Origin of the sequence: Nocardioides speluncae, assembly GCF_003121585.1 — a bacterium.
GTDB lineage: Bacteria > Actinomycetota > Actinomycetes > Propionibacteriales > Nocardioidaceae > Nocardioides > Nocardioides speluncae.
Genome location: NZ_QEOO01000016.1, coordinates 487439 through 501005, shown reverse-complemented (window position 1 = coordinate 501005; position 13567 = coordinate 487439). Strand labels below are relative to the sequence as shown.

Sequence of the window (13567 nt, the reverse complement as noted above, 5' to 3'; positions counted from 1 at the left end):
ATCGAGATAGCAGGAGAGCTGAGTGACTGAGGAACAGGTGTCCACCGACGAGTCCCCGGAGCCCGCCGACGAGGCGGTCGAGGCGGTCGAGACAGAAGAGACCACTGAGGCCGAAGCGGCCGAGGCAGCCGACGAGGGAAGCGACGAAGGCGACGAGGACGGCGAGGACGCCGGCGCGCGGGCCTCGCGGACCGAGCGGCTCGAGAACGAGGGCGAGATCGCGGCCGACTACCTCGAGGAACTGCTGGACATCGCCGACCTTGACGGCGACCTGGACATGGACGTCGAGGGCGACCGCGCGGTGGTGTCGGTCGTCGGCGCCGAGCTGAGCCAGCTCGTCGGCCGCCGCGGTGAGGTGCTGGATGCGCTCCAGGAGCTGACCCGCCTCGCCGTGTACCGGGAGACCGGCGAGCGCTCGCGGCTGATGCTCGACATCAGCGGCTACCGGGCCGGACAGCGGGCGGAGCTGGTCAAGCTCGCGGACGAGACCGTCACCCAGGTGCGGGACACCGGCGAGCCGGTGTCGCTGAAGCCGATGTCGCCGTTCGAGCGCAAGGTCGTGCACGACGCTGTGGCGGCGGCCGGCCTGACCTCGGAGTCGGAGGGCGTGGAGCCGCGGCGGTACGTCGTGGTGCTTCCGGGCTAGCCAGTGAACGACGTTTCACGTGAAACACCCTCCGTGCCCGAGACGGCACGGGGGGTGTTTCCACTTGAGCGGCTGCCGCTCGCCGAGCGGTACGCCGAGTTGCTGGCCACCGATGGCGTGGTCAGAGGGCTGATCGGTCCTCGGGAGGCGCCGCGACTGTGGGATCGGCACCTCCTGAACTGCGCGGTCCTGGCGGAGCCGATCCCGGAGGGGGCGACGGTGTGCGACATCGGGTCCGGTGCCGGGCTGCCTGGCGTTGTGCTCGCGGTGGCGCGAGACGATCTCGCGGTCACGCTGGTGGAGCCGTTGCTGCGCCGTACGACCTTCCTTGAGGAGGTCGTCGCGGAGTTGGGCCTCAGCAACGTTGAGGTGATCCGCGGCCGAGCCGATGCGCTCCACGGCAGTCGTCGCTTCGACGTCGTGACCTCGCGGGCCGTGGCGCCGATGGGCCGGCTGCTCGAGTGGTCGATGCCGCTCGTCTCCAAGGACGGCGCGCTCGTTGCCATGAAAGGCTCGTCGGTAGCCGATGAGATCGCCGAGGCCGCCGAGACGCTGAGCCGACTGGGATGTGCGCCACCGGAAGTGATCGAGCTGGGCGGTGACCTTCTGTCGGTGCCCACGTTTGCGGTACGAGTGGCTTGGTCACCGTCCGCGAAGGTAAGTTGGCGCGGAGCACCGGCGACGCCTCGCAAGCGGCCTGGCCGCACCAACTACCAGAGACCGCGGAGGCCGAGAGGATGAGTGTGGACGGGACTGCAGGCCGGTCGGAGCACGGCGGGGGCAGCGGAATGAGGCCGGAGTCGGAGTCGACATCCGAACACGGGGGCTACGAGTTCGGTCGACGGTTGTCCACCGGTCTAGAGGGCCCTTCTGAGCGTGAATATCCACAGACTGGGCCACTTCATCCACAGGTGTCGGGTTCTGGGGATAGTGGCGATCCGCGCGATGTTTCACGTGAAACAGCGCTGAGCGACGCCGGCTACACCGTGCGCACCGCGGGTGACCTGTCGTCTGTGAACGCGAACTTCTTCGACGAGTCCACACCGCTGGCGGCCGCTGCCGAGCACTCCGTGCTGGCGCGCAGCCGCGGCGCCGGTGGCCCCCAGCTCCCACGCCCGGCCGCGACCCGCGTGATGGTCGTGGCGAACCAGAAGGGCGGCGTTGGCAAGACCACGTCGACCGTCAACCTGGCGGCGGCGCTGTGCCAGCTCGGTATGCGCGTCCTGGTCATCGATCTCGACCCTCAAGGCAACGCGTCGACCGCACTGTCCATCGAGCATCGGCGGGGCGTGCCCTCGTCGTACGACCTCCTGGTCGACGGCACCCCGCTGGCGGACGTGATCCAGGAGTGCCCCGACCTCGACCGGCTGTACGTCGTCCCGGCCACGATCGACCTCGCCGGTGCCGAGATCGAGCTGGTGAGCGTGGTGTCTCGTGAGAACCGGCTCCAGAAGTCGATCTACGGCCACCCGTGGGTCGGCGATGCCGAGCGCGCAGGGGAGGAGCGCTTCGACTACGTGCTGATCGACTGCCCGCCGTCCCTCGGCTTGCTCACGATCAATGCGCTCGTCGCCGGCGCCGAGATGATGATCCCGATCCAGGCCGAGTACTACGCGCTCGAGGGTCTCGGCCAACTGCTGGAGACAGTCGAGATGGTGCGCTCGCACCTCAACCCGCGGCTGATCGTCTCCACCATCCTGGTCACGATGTACGACGCCCGCACCCGGCTGGCCTCGGGCGTCGCCGACGAGGTCCGTGAGCACTTCGGCAACCAGGTGCTGCGGGTGATGATCCCCCGCTCGGTGCGCGTCTCCGAGGCGCCGTCGTACGGCCAGACCGTGATGACGTATGACCCGGGCTCGCCTGGCGCGTTGAGCTACCTGGAGGCAGCCAAGGAGATGGCCAGCAAGGGGGCGACGGCGTGACCACCAAGCAGCCGCAGCGGCGCGGCCTGGGCCGCGGCCTGGGCTCACTGATCCCGACCGCTCCGATCGAGTCGGGTGAGGGGCTGCACCCGCTTCCGGCCGCGCTCGACCCGACCGTCCCGCACGGCGTGGGCGATGGCGTCGGCCGCCACGCGGCCATCGACGACGCGTTGGAGGTCGTCGCCGGCGCCTACTTCGCCGAGCTGCCGATCAAGCAGATCATCCCCAACGCCCGGCAGCCACGGACGGTCTTCGACGAGGAGGCGATGGCTGAGCTGGTCTTCTCCATCAAGGAGATCGGCCTGCTCCAGCCCGTGGTGGTACGCCGCGTGGCCAGTGGCTCCTACGAGCTGGTGATGGGTGAGCGGCGCTGGCGCGCGTCGCAGGAGGCCGGCCTCGACACGATCCCCGCGATCGTGCGCGAGACCGAAGACACCGACATGCTGCGCGACGCGCTGCTGGAGAACCTGCACCGATCCCAGCTGAACCCGCTGGAAGAGGCCGCGGCGTACTCGCAAATGCTCGAGGACTTCGGCTGCACCCACGACGAGCTTGCCCAGCGGATCGGCCGCTCGCGGCCGCAGATCAGCAACACGCTTCGCCTGCTCAAGCTCTCGCCCGCCGTCCAGCGCCGGGTTGCTGCCGGCGTGATCTCGGCCGGCCATGCCCGCTCCCTGCTTGCGGTCACCGACAGCGAGCTGCAGGACCGGCTGGCGCAGCGCGTGGTCGCCGAAGGGATCAGCGTGCGCGGCCTGGAGGAGATCGTCGCCGTCGGCGAGTTCGGCAAGCCGACGGTCGCCGGCGCCCCTCGGAGCAAGCCGACCGCGCCCGGCCTGACCGAGCTCGCCGACCGGCTCTCGGACCGTTTCGAGACCCGGGTGAAGGTCGACCTCGGCCGGTCCAAGGGCAAGATCACTATCGAGTTCGCCTCGATGGAGGATCTGCGGCGGATCGTCGACGTGATGGAACCGAACGCGTCCGAGTAGCCGGTCGTAGCTACTTCTTGGGCTCGCGGCCGGCCTGCGCGAGCGCCTTCCGGAGCGCGAACTCCATCTGGGCGTTCACGCTCCTGAGATCGTCGGCCGCCCACCTCGCGACCGCGTCGTACACCGCCGGATCGAGGCGAAGCAGGAGCTTCTTCTTCTCGGCCATGATCAGGAGTAGAGCGAACCCGCGTTCACTACCGGCTGTGTCGGCCGATCCCCGCAGAGCACCACCAGCAGGTTCGACACCATCGCCGCCTTCCGCTCCTCGTCGAGCTCGACGACGCCCTGCTCGGAAAGCCGCTCGAGGGCCAGCCCGACCATCCCGACGGCGCCGTCCACGATCCGCTGACGCGCGGCGACGACCTGGTTCGCCTGCTGCCGGACTAGCATCGCCTGGGCGATCTCCGGCGCGTATGCAAGGTGGGTGATCCGGGCCTCGAGTACGTCGACGCCGGCGAGCTCGGTGCGCTCGCTGAGCTCGGCGGTCAGCTCGCCAGCGACCTCGGTGCCGTCGCGGAGGCTGGTCCGGTCGTCGTCGTGGGCGTCGTACGGGTGGGTGGTCGCGAGGTGCCGGACCGCGGCCTCGGACTGGATGGCGACGTACTCCTCGTAGTCGTCGACCGAGAACGCGGCCTTGCCGGAGTCGACCACCTTGTAGACCACGACGGCGGCGATCTCGACCGGGTTGCCGTCGGCGTCGTTGACCTTCAGCCGGGCGGTCTCGAAGTTGCGGACCCGCAGGCTGATCCGGCGCCGGGTCGTCAGCGGCAGCACCCAGCCGAAGCCGGCCGTGGACACCGAGCCGACGTACCGGCCCAGGAACTGCACGACCTTGGCCTCGTTCGGGTTGACGATCACGAACCCGGTGGCTGCCACGGCCGCCAGTACGCCGACCGCGATCGCCAGCCCCAGCCAGGCCGGATCGGCGGTCAGCAGGGCCGGCAGCAGCGCCGCGCCTCCGGCCAGGACCAAGCCCAGCAACACCACGAACCCGTTCGCCCGAAACGCTCTACGCTCCATGACTCGCCTCCCGCTCTCGCTATCAAAGTGATATCACTACGATAGCAGCGGTTCGAGGAATGCCCAGGGAGGGCGAGAGTCAGCGCTTGCCGGCGCGCTTGGCCGCCCGCTTGGCGGCGCGGGCGCGCTTCTCAGCGACCTCCAGCTCGGCGGCCTCCTCCAGCGTCGGGGCGCTGCCGCCGTACGACGCAGGCAGCCACCAGGAGCCCGGAGGCTGCTCCTCGACGGGGTAGGAGCGGATCGCCTCGTCGAGCATCGCGGCCATCGTCTCCCGCAGCGCCTCGGTCTCCTTGATCGGATCATCGCCGGCCGGGTATATCGGCTCGCCGACGCGCACCGAGATCGTCTTGCCGCGCTTGAAGTCCCGCTTGTGGCCCTTGGTGTACATCCGCTGAGTGCCCCACAGCACCACGGGGATCAGCGGCACCTCCGCCTTCGCGGCGATCCGGACCGCGCCGGTCTTCAGCTCCTTGATCAGGAAGCTCCGCGAGATCGTCGCCTCCGGGAAGATCGCGACCAGCTCGCCGTCGCGGAGCGCCTTGCCGGCGACCTCCATCGACTCCAGGCCGGCGGAGCGGTCGACGCTGATGTGCCGGAACGACCGCATCACCGGCCCGCCGATCTTGTGGTCGAACACCTCGCGCTTGGCCATGAACCGGGTGTAGCGGCCCTGCCGCTCGCCGGGGTAGCCGGCCATGATGTAGTCGACGTACGACATGTGGTTGATCGCGAGCAGCGCGCCACCCTCACGCGGGATCCGCTCGATTCCCTCCATGTCGAACTTGATGTTGAGGGCCTTGAACAGCACCTTCGCCGTCGGCATCACGATCGGGTACGAGATCTCGCGCATGGTGGCTCCTGGGACGGGGCGGGACTAGGAGTGTGCGGGCCGGGCGACGGCGGCCTGGACCAGCTCGGCGATGACCTTACCGAGGTCTAGGCCGGCGGCCTGGATCGAGAGCGGGACGGTCGAGGTCTCGGTGAAGCCCGGCGCGACGTTGACCTCCAGCCACCACACCTGGCCGTCGGCGTCGACGATCAGGTCGGACCGGGACAGGTCGCGCAGGCCGAGCACCTCGTGCGCCGCGATCGCCACCCGGGTGCACTCCTCGAGCGTGGCCTCCGGCAGCTGCGCGGGTACGACGAACTCGGTGGAGCCGGCCGTGTAGCGCGCGGTGTAGTCGTAGACCCCGCCGTCCGGCATGATCGCGACCACCGGCAGCGCCCGTGGGCCGGTGCCGTCGTCGATCACCGGCACGGCGACCTCGTCGCCGGCGATGAACTGCTCGATCAGCGCGACCGGGCCGTAGGCGTAGGCGTTCACCATCGCCGACGGCAGCTCGCTCACGTTGTGAACCACGGTGCAGCCGAGCGCGGAGCCGCTCTGCGCGGGCTTGACCATCAGCGGCAGTCCGAGCTTGGCCACCAGCGATTCCAGTACGGCGGCAGCGCCGAGCTCGCGGAACATCTCGTGGGGCAGGCAGGTGGAGCGTGGAGTGCGGATCCCGGCGTGCTCGGCGAGCGCCTTCGCGACCGGCTTGTCGAATGCGGTCCGGCACACCGCCGGCGTCGCGCCGACGTACGGGATGTCGAGCAGCTCCAGGACCTCGCGGATCGCCCCGTCCTCGCCGGTCTCACCGTGCAGCATCGGCACCACGCACGCAGGCGGCTCGGCCATCAGCGCGGGGAGCAGGGTGGCGTCCACGTCGCGCTCCTCGACGGCCAGGCCGGTGCCGCGCAGCGCCTCGGAGACGCGCCGGCCCGATCGCAGCGACACGTCGCGCTCGTGGGACAGGCCGCCGGCGAGGACCATCACGCGGCCCGGGTCTGCGGCCGAACTTGTGGGGGCCACGGTTCTCCTCAGTTGATGTCGGTGCTGGGTGCGTCGTACCCGCTGCGAGCCGCCAGGCTCGGGGGCGTCGTCGCACCGAAGGTAGCCCGCAGCTCCATCTCCTGCTCCAGCACCCCAGCCAGCCGCCGTACGCCCTCGCGGATCCGCTCGGGTGTCGGGTAGCAGTAGGACAGCCGGATCGAGCCGCTGCCGAAGCCGTCGGCGAAGAACGCGGTGCCGGGGACGTAGGCGACCCGGGCGGTGACCGCGCGCGGCAGCATCGCCTTGGCGTCGATCCCCGGCGGCAGCGTCAGCCACACGTAGAAGCCGCCCTCGGGGACGTTCCACTGGCAGGACTTCGGCAGGTAGGCCTCGAGGGCGTCGACCATCGCGTCGCGGCGCTCGCGGTACATCTCGCGGAAGTGCTTGATCTGGCCGAGCCAGTCGTGGTTGGTGAGGTACGCCGAGATCGCCATCTGCGAGAACTGCGGCGGGCAGAGCGTCGCCGACTCCTGGGCCAGCACCAGTTTCTCGCGGACGGCGTGCGGTGCCAGCGCCCAGCCGACCCGGAAGCCGGGCGCGAAGGTCTTGGAGAACGACCCGAGGTAGATCACGCCCTCCGCCTCGCTGGCCCGCAGCGCCGGGATCGGCTCCTGGTCGAAGCCGAGCAGGCCGTAGGGGTTGTCCTCGAGCACCAGGATGTCGGCCTCGCGGCAGATCTCCAGGATCTCCGGCCGCCGGGCCGCGGAGAGGGTCACGCCGGCGGGGTTGTGGAAGTTCGGGATCGTGTACAGGAACTTGATCCGCTTGCCGGCGGCGCGGGTCGCGGCGATCGCCTGCCGGAGCGCGTCCGGCACCAGGCCGTCCTTGTCCATCTCGGCGTGCACGACCTCGGCCTGGTAGGCCTTGAAGACGCCCAGCGCGCCGACGTACGACGGCGCCTCGCAGATCACCACGTCGCCCGGGTCGCAGAAGATCCGGGTGACGAGGTCGACCGCCTGCTGGGAGCCGACCGTGACGGTGACGTCGTCGGCGTGCGCGGAGATGCCCTCGAGCTTCATCACCTCGCAGATCTGCTCGCGCAGCTCCGGGACGCCCTGGCCGGAGCCGTACTGCATCGCGGTTGGGCCCTGCTCGGCGATCAGGTCGCCGATCGCGCGGCCGACGACGTCGAGCGGGAGGCCGCTGATATTGGGCATTCCGCCGGCCAGCGAGACCACCTCGGGACGCGAGGCGACGGCGAACAGGGCACGGATCTCGGAGGCGGTCATCCCCTGCGTACGGGCGGCGTACCGGTCGACGTACGAGTCGAGTCGAGTGCTGCTGCCTTGGCTGCGTGGGGTGACCTCATTCATAGCCCTACTAGCATGAATGATGGCGGGCTTTTCCGCCTCATCGACCAGAGTTCGGCTGGTCACAGCCGGCCGGCTCACTCGGGCTGCAGGGAGTGGTGATGTCGCGCAAGATCGTCCGGCTCACGCTCGACAACATGGACCTGCTGCCGGACCCGTGCCGCTCCTGCATGTTCTGGGAGCTGGATCCGGTACGCCGCGGCCGGCTGGCCGCCGACGAGACCGCCTGCGAGAAGGAGTCCTGGGTCTCGCACGTGCTCCGCGAATGGGGCTCGTGCGGCCGGGTCGCGATGGTCGACGATGAGCCGGCGGGGTTCCTGATCTACGCGCCGCCGAGGTTCCTGCCTGGCGCCGACATCTTCCCGACCGCGCCGGTGTCGCCGGACGCGGTCCTCCTGACCATGGCGTACGTCGATCCCGCCGCGCGTGGCGGCGGGATCGGACGGATGCTGGTGCAGGCCATGGCCGCCGACCTGATCAAGCGCGGGGGCGTTGGCGCGGTCGAGGCGTTCGCCGACGCTACCGGCCGGGCCAGTCACAGCCGGGTGCCGGCCGAGTTCTGCTCGCGGGTGGGCTTCAAGACCCACCGCGCGCATCCGATCAGCCCGCGGATGCGGATGGAGCTGCGCTCGGCGCTGACCTGGAAGGACGAGGTCGAGCTGGCCATCGAGCGGCTGCTGGGCGTCGTACGGCCGACGCCGAAGACACAGACCCCGCCGCCGGTTGCCCGGTCGGCGGGGACTGACGTCACGCCTTGACGGTGTTCGGCTCGATGAACTCGGCCAGCTCGCGGAGCAGGGCCGCCTTGGGCTTGGCGCCGACGATGGACTTCACGACCTCGCCGCCCTGGTAGACGTTGATCGTCGGGATGCCGGTGACCCGGTAGTTCGACGGCGTCACCGGGTTCTCGTCCACGTTCATCTTGACGAAGGTGATCTTGTCGCCGTGCTCGCTGGCGATCTCGCTCAGAATCGGGTCGACCTGGCGGCACGGACCGCACCACTCGGCCCAGAAGTCGACCAGCACGGGCTTGTCGGACTTGAGGACCTGCGCCTCGAACTCGGCGTCGGTCACAGCTGGCATATTGGCGGCCACAGCAGACTCCCTTTCACATCGCTATTTGAAGTCGGTGCCCAGTCAACACCAGGCTGGGGACAGATGTTCCCAGGCTGCCGGCGGCGAGGTGGGGGAATCCCCGGCCGGCCGGGGATTCCTGACGTTGTAGGCCGTTGCAACGCCCAACAACGTCAGGAAGTGCCCAACAACCCTGTCCGATTTGCCCCGTCAGGCGGGGGCGACCTCGGCGCCAGCACCGACGGCGGTGGCTTCGGCGGAGCCGGCGGTGGAGGCGGCGTGGTCGAGCATGGCGATGTAGCGCTCGGCGTCCAGGGCGGCGGCGCAGCCGGTGCCGGCGGCGGTGACGGCCTGCCGGTAGTGGTGGTCGACCAGGTCGCCGCAGGCGAAGACGCCGGCGAGGTTGGTCTGGGTCGACGGCTGCTTGACGAGCACGTAGCCGTTGTCGTCGAGGTCGATCTGGCCGTTCAGCAGCTCCGAGCGCGGGTCGTGGCCGATCGCGATGAACAGGCCGGTCACATCGAGCGGCCGGGTCTCACCGGTGTTGGTGTCGCGCAGGGTGACGCCCTCGAGCCTGTCGGAGCCGAGGATCTCGGCGATCTCGGAGTTCCAGAGCGGCTCCAGCTTCGGGTCGGCGAACGCGCGCTCCTGCATGATCTTCGACGCGCGCAGCTCGCCGCGGCGGTGGATCAGGTAGACCTTCGACGCGAACCGGGTCAGGAACGTCGCCTCCTCGACGGCCGAGTCGCCGCCACCGACGACCGCTATCGCCTGGTCGCGGAAGAAGAACCCGTCACAGGTCGCACACCACGAGACGCCACGGCCGGAGAGCTCCTCCTCGCGGGGCAGGCCCAGCTTGCGGTACCCGGAGCCGGTCGCCAGGATCACCGAGCGCGCGCGGAAGGTGTCGGTCGCGGTCTTCACGACCTTCACGTCACCGGCCAGCTCCACCGACGTCACGTCGTCGGCGACCAGCTCGGCGCCGAACCGCTCCGCCTGGGCCCGCATCTCGTCCATCAGCGCCGGACCCATGATGCCGTCGCGGAAGCCCGGGAAGTTCTCGACCTCGGTGGTGTTCATCAGCGCACCGCCGGCCGTGACCGAGCCCTCGAAGACGAGCGGCTTCAGACTGGCGCGCGCGGCGTACACCGCAGCGGTGTAGCCCGCGGGACCCGAGCCGATGATGATGACGTTGCGGGTTTCGCTGGAATCCTGAGGCATGCGCGGTGCGCTCCTTGCGTGGCGTGTGTACGACGGCACAACCGATCGTAGGCGAGCCGCATTCCCCTGGCGCTCAGGGTTGCTGAATGGTCACCGAGCGCTCGCGGACGCCGGTCGCGCACAGGTACAGATCGACCCGCTGCCGGTCGTCGACGACCTTGCCGAACACCAGCATCGCCGGCCGTCCGTCGTAGCGGACCGGCACCGCTTCGTACCCTGCCGGCGGTGACGTCGGGCCGCACGTCCGGGTCATCCGCAGCGCGGTCAGACCGTCCGCGGGCCCGGTCTCGTCCTCCGTGGCGGTGCGCATCTCCGGGTCCAGCAGGGCAACGTCGCGCTGGAACGACTCGCTGCTGATCTGCGGGGCCGCGTTGTACATCTCGGCCCGAGGTCCGGCGAGCTCGCTGTTCGGGGACGACGAGCCGGCCGGCGGCATCTCCTTGGACTCGCCGGAGTCGTCACGGTTGGCCTCGCCCTCGCTGGTGACGGCGGCCGAGTCTCCCCCGGCGTCGTCGTGGCTGGCCCCGGGGCTGAGGTTGCTGAGCACCTGAGTGACGCCGACACCGACGGCGACCACCGCGGCGGCCGCGACGATGCCCTGGGCGATCCGGAACCGGCGCCGGGACGCGAGCGGTACGACGTTCGGAGCGGCGGTCTCGGCGCGCTCGGTCTCGGCACGCTCGGCCTGGAGACCGGCGATCACGTCGTCGAGCCGGGTCGCGACGTCGGTGGGCATCGAGCCGGTGTGCCGCGCGGCGGCGAGCTGGCGGCGTACCGCCTCCTCCTCGGCAGCGGAGAGGATGCGGTCGGTCTTCTTCGAGTCGTCGGTCATGGGCGGTGCACCTCCAATCGGTACGTCGGGCAGTCGGGCAGTCGGGTTCGGTCAGGCTCCGGTTGGTGGCCCGCGGGGCGGGTCCGTGGATGGGACGGCGCTCCGCGGGCGCGGGTTCCCGTGAGTGGGCTCACGCTCCGCCGGATCCCGGAGTACGCCGAGGAGCGGGGCCAGCTTGGCCCGGCCACGGGCGCAGCGGGACTTGATGGTGCCGACCGCGCAGTCGAGCATCTCGGCCACGTCGGCGACCGGGTAGCCCTCCATGTCGACCAGGACCAGGGCGGCCCGCTGGTCGGCCGGCAGCGTCTCGAGCGCGGTGAGCACCGCCCGCCGCCGCTCGTCGGCGAGCGCCAGGTCGGCGGGGTCGTCGGCCGCATCGGTCGCCGAGACCAGCGACCCACGGCCGGCGTAGTCGTCGAGGTCGTCGGGGAGCGCGTCGGCGGCGCGCACCTTGTTGGCGCGGATCTTGTCGAGGCAGGCGTTCACCACGATCCGGTGCAGCCAGGTCGTGACCGCCGCGTCGCCACGGAACGAGTCCGCCCGCCGGAATGCCGAGATCAGCCCGTCCTGCAGCGCGTCGGCAGCGTCCTCCGGGCTGCCCATCGTGCGCAGCGCGACCGCCCATAGCCGGTCCCGATGTCGAGCGAACAGGGTGCCGAACGCGTCCGCGTCGCCGGCGACATGGGCGCGCAGCAGGTCGACGTCGGACGGATCGGTCACGCCAGAACCCGGATCTCGTTGATCACGCCGCGGAAGTCCGCCCGGTCGGGCGGGAGCGAGGTCAGCCAGACGGTGATGTAGCGGCCGGACACCGGCTCTTCGAACTCCAGCGTCAGCAGGTCACCATCGGCGGTGCCCTCACCGGTCGGGTCGCCGAGGTCGTCGACCGAGCCCGGCGCGCTGTCGCCGACGAACACCTGGGCGGTGGTCGGCGCGGTGTCGAACGCGACCTCGACGGCGCGTACGTCGTGCGCTTCGCCGAGATCCAGAATCAGTCCGACGCCGGGCTTCAGCGAACGTGGACGGTCGCCGATGTTGTCCTGGTAGCTGCTGGTGTGCCACTGGGACGTCGGGTTGCCGTCGTAGACGTTCGGGACCAGCTCGCCGTTCTCGTCGTTCGGCGGATCCCCCAGCGGGTCGAAGGCCTCTGCGCCGACGATCTGGACCGGCTTGGGCTCCTGCGCCGGCGCGGAGGTCGTCGGGTCGTCCTGGCCGGAGTCGGCCGGCGGGTCGGAACCGCTGTCCCGGCCGAGGTTGAACGCGAACAGCACCGCGAGCACCAGCAGCAGCACGGCCAGGATCACGCCGGCGAGCCGGAGCCAGTTGCGGCCGGGGACCTCTTCGGGCTCGACGTTGTCGGGTCCGGGCGGCGGCGGGCCGGCGTTCTCCCACGGCCAGTAGCCGTTTCCGTTGCCGCCCTCGGCGACCCGCTCCCCGGAGCCCGAGGAGTCGGTGAGGTAGCGGGGCCGGCGTACCGGCTCGCCCGGCGGCGGGTCGGGAGCGAACAGTGGTCGGGCCGCCGGCTCCTGGAGCGGCGGGGGTGGCGGCGGTGGATCGGAGCGCTTCTCCAGCCAGGACAGGTCGGCCGGCCCGGTGAGCGGGTCGTCCCAGTCGGGTATGCCGGCCTGGGTCTCCAGCTCCAGCTGGCGGGCGCGGCTCGCGTCGTCGGGTTCCGGAAGGTCGCCGGTCTGGGGATCCAGCTCCGTGGGCTCGTGGCCGACCGGATGGGTGCTCACCGGCGCCGTCTCGGGCCGGCTGACCGGCTGGGTCACGGGCAGAGACCCGGGCGGGTACGACACCGCGGGGCCCGCGGGCAGGGTCGACTCGCGGTGCGACGCGGCCTCCTGCGCGGCCATCGTGGCGGAGTCGCCGACGAACTCCCGGAGCGCGGTCGCCAGCGCGGCCGCCGAGTTCAGGCCGTGGGTGTGCTCGGCGTACGGGTTGAGCACCTCGTCGCAGATCTCGTCGAGCACCTTGGGTACGCCGGCGCGCACCTTGCGCGGCCGCAGCACCCGGCCGGTCTGGTCGGGCGCGGACGGTACGCCGGAGCGGGAGATCCCGGGCCACTTGCCGGTCATCGCGGCGTACAGGACGCCGGCGAGGTCGACCACGTCGGTCGAGACCCGGCCGTCGGGCAGCCCCTGCAGCGCGGCGTCGACGGCCAGCCCGATCACCCGCACCGAGCCGGAGTGGTCGACCAGCACGTTCTCGGGGACCAGCCGGCCGTGGGCGACGTCAGCGGCATGCGCGTTGGCCAGCGCCGCGCCCACCTCGGAGGTGATCCAGGCGGCTCGGCGCGGGCTCAGCGGTCCGTCGTTGGCGAGCATCACGTCGAGGGAGGTACCGGCGCCCCACTCGTTGACGACGTACACCAGCTCGTCCCGGATGTCGGCGTCCAGCACCCGCAGCAGCCGCCGGTCACTGACGGTCGCCGAGCGCTTGGCGGCGTCGAGCAGGCCGGCCGCACGCTCGTCGTCCTGGGGGATGACGTGCAGCGCGACGTGGCGGGAAAGGACCCGGTCGTGCGCGCGCCAGAACCGCCCGCCGCGGCTCTCGCTGAGTAGGTCGATCAAGAGATACCGGTTGGCGAGTACATCGCCGTGCCGGATGCTGTCGGACACGTGCCCCCTGATCCCGTCTCTCGCTGTCGTCGTACTGGCTGAAATCCCTAGGCCATCGT

General features: G+C 70.6%; 15 protein-coding genes. 5 read left to right on the top strand and 10 right to left on the bottom strand.

The annotated features are described in order from the left end of the window. Positions 1-22: 22 nt before the first annotated feature. From DDV73_RS09850 to DDV73_RS09835, 4 genes are all read left to right on the top strand, one after another. Positions 23-646: a Jag family protein gene (locus DDV73_RS09850; protein ID WP_206050789.1), complete on the top strand. Its 624-nt coding sequence runs from the start codon at positions 23-25 to the stop codon at positions 644-646. A gap of 54 nt (positions 647-700) precedes the next feature. Then, positions 701-1387 (top strand): 16S rRNA (guanine(527)-N(7))-methyltransferase RsmG, encoded by a 687-nt coding sequence (gene rsmG, locus DDV73_RS09845; protein WP_109507052.1) that lies wholly within the window; start codon positions 701-703, stop codon positions 1385-1387. A gap of 272 nt (positions 1388-1659) precedes the next feature. Beyond that, positions 1660-2571, top strand: a complete 912-nt coding sequence (locus DDV73_RS09840; RefSeq protein WP_338066384.1) for a ParA family protein — start codon at positions 1660-1662, stop codon at positions 2569-2571. Further along, positions 2568-3557 (top strand): ParB/RepB/Spo0J family partition protein, encoded by a 990-nt coding sequence (locus DDV73_RS09835; RefSeq protein WP_109507050.1) that lies wholly within the window; start codon positions 2568-2570, stop codon positions 3555-3557. The genes DDV73_RS09840 and DDV73_RS09835 overlap by 4 nt, the downstream gene beginning before the upstream one ends. Before the next feature lie 10 nt (positions 3558-3567). Here the strand turns inward: DDV73_RS09835 and DDV73_RS28405 are convergent, their stop codons facing one another. From DDV73_RS28405 to DDV73_RS09815, 5 genes are all read right to left on the bottom strand, one after another. Continuing rightward, a complete protein-coding gene (locus DDV73_RS28405; RefSeq protein ID WP_170126015.1) occupies positions 3568-3723 on the bottom strand; it encodes a type II toxin-antitoxin system antitoxin in 156 nt (51 codons plus the stop codon). A gap of 2 nt (positions 3724-3725) precedes the next feature. Next, positions 3726-4577 (bottom strand): SPFH domain-containing protein, encoded by an 852-nt coding sequence (locus DDV73_RS09830; protein WP_109507049.1) that lies wholly within the window; start codon positions 4575-4577, stop codon positions 3726-3728. A gap of 79 nt (positions 4578-4656) precedes the next feature. Continuing rightward, on the bottom strand, positions 4657-5427 hold the full coding sequence (locus DDV73_RS09825) for a lysophospholipid acyltransferase family protein (protein ID WP_109507048.1): 771 nt from the start codon (positions 5425-5427) through the stop codon (positions 4657-4659). Positions 5428-5451: 24 nt separating this feature from the next. Next, entirely contained in the window at positions 5452-6429 is a 978-nt protein-coding gene (locus tag DDV73_RS09820; RefSeq protein ID WP_276310109.1) for a D-alanine--D-alanine ligase family protein, read from the bottom strand. A gap of 8 nt (positions 6430-6437) precedes the next feature. Then, positions 6438-7763: an aminotransferase-like domain-containing protein gene (locus DDV73_RS09815; RefSeq protein ID WP_109507046.1), complete on the bottom strand. Its 1326-nt coding sequence runs from the start codon at positions 7761-7763 to the stop codon at positions 6438-6440. A gap of 98 nt (positions 7764-7861) precedes the next feature. Between DDV73_RS09815 and DDV73_RS09810 the strand changes: the two genes are divergently transcribed. Then, the gene (locus tag DDV73_RS09810) at positions 7862-8518 is read left to right on the top strand and encodes a GNAT family N-acetyltransferase (RefSeq protein ID WP_109507045.1); all 657 of its coding nucleotides are present in this window, start codon (positions 7862-7864) and stop codon (positions 8516-8518) included. Here the strand turns inward: DDV73_RS09810 and trxA are convergent. The 5 genes from trxA to DDV73_RS09785 all read right to left on the bottom strand — a co-directional run bounded on the left by trxA (position 8508) and on the right by DDV73_RS09785 (position 13508). Beyond that, positions 8508-8843, bottom strand: a complete 336-nt coding sequence (trxA, locus tag DDV73_RS09805) for a thioredoxin (protein WP_206050788.1) — start codon at positions 8841-8843, stop codon at positions 8508-8510. The genes DDV73_RS09810 and trxA overlap by 11 nt on opposite strands. Positions 8844-9044: 201 nt before the next feature. Continuing rightward, positions 9045-10055: a thioredoxin-disulfide reductase gene (gene trxB / locus DDV73_RS09800; RefSeq protein WP_109507043.1), complete on the bottom strand. Its 1011-nt coding sequence runs from the start codon at positions 10053-10055 to the stop codon at positions 9045-9047. Between the two features lie 73 nt (positions 10056-10128). Continuing rightward, on the bottom strand, positions 10129-10887 hold the full coding sequence (locus tag DDV73_RS09795; RefSeq protein WP_109507042.1) for a hypothetical protein: 759 nt from the start codon (positions 10885-10887) through the stop codon (positions 10129-10131). A 51-nt stretch (positions 10888-10938) separates the two neighbouring features. Beyond that, entirely contained in the window at positions 10939-11607 is a 669-nt protein-coding gene (gene sigM / locus DDV73_RS09790; protein WP_109507041.1) for an RNA polymerase sigma factor SigM, read from the bottom strand. Then, positions 11604-13508 carry a protein kinase family protein gene (locus DDV73_RS09785; protein ID WP_161962344.1) on the bottom strand — a complete coding sequence of 635 codons (1905 nt, stop codon included), beginning with the start codon at positions 13506-13508 and terminating at the stop codon, positions 11604-11606. The genes sigM and DDV73_RS09785 overlap by 4 nt, the downstream gene beginning before the upstream one ends. Positions 13509-13567 lie beyond the last annotated feature (59 nt).

Excerpts from the sequence above, each read along its gene's own strand:
- DDV73_RS28405 (WP_170126015.1), bottom strand. The coding sequence starts at position 3,723 with ATGGCCGAGAAGAAGAAGCTCCTGCTTCGCCTCGATCCGGCGGTGTAC.
- DDV73_RS09830 (WP_109507049.1), bottom strand. The coding sequence starts at position 4,577 with ATGGAGCGTAGAGCGTTTCGGGCGAACGGGTTCGTGGTGTTGCTGGGC.
- DDV73_RS09825 (WP_109507048.1), bottom strand. The coding sequence starts at position 5,427 with ATGCGCGAGATCTCGTACCCGATCGTGATGCCGACGGCGAAGGTGCTG.
- DDV73_RS09815 (WP_109507046.1), bottom strand. The coding sequence starts at position 7,763 with ATGAATGAGGTCACCCCACGCAGCCAAGGCAGCAGCACTCGACTCGAC.
- DDV73_RS09810 (WP_109507045.1), top strand. The coding sequence starts at position 7,862 with ATGTCGCGCAAGATCGTCCGGCTCACGCTCGACAACATGGACCTGCTG.
- trxA (WP_206050788.1), bottom strand. The coding sequence starts at position 8,843 with ATGCCAGCTGTGACCGACGCCGAGTTCGAGGCGCAGGTCCTCAAGTCC.
- trxB (WP_109507043.1), bottom strand. The coding sequence starts at position 10,055 with ATGCCTCAGGATTCCAGCGAAACCCGCAACGTCATCATCATCGGCTCG.
- DDV73_RS09795 (WP_109507042.1), bottom strand. The coding sequence starts at position 10,887 with ATGACCGACGACTCGAAGAAGACCGACCGCATCCTCTCCGCTGCCGAG.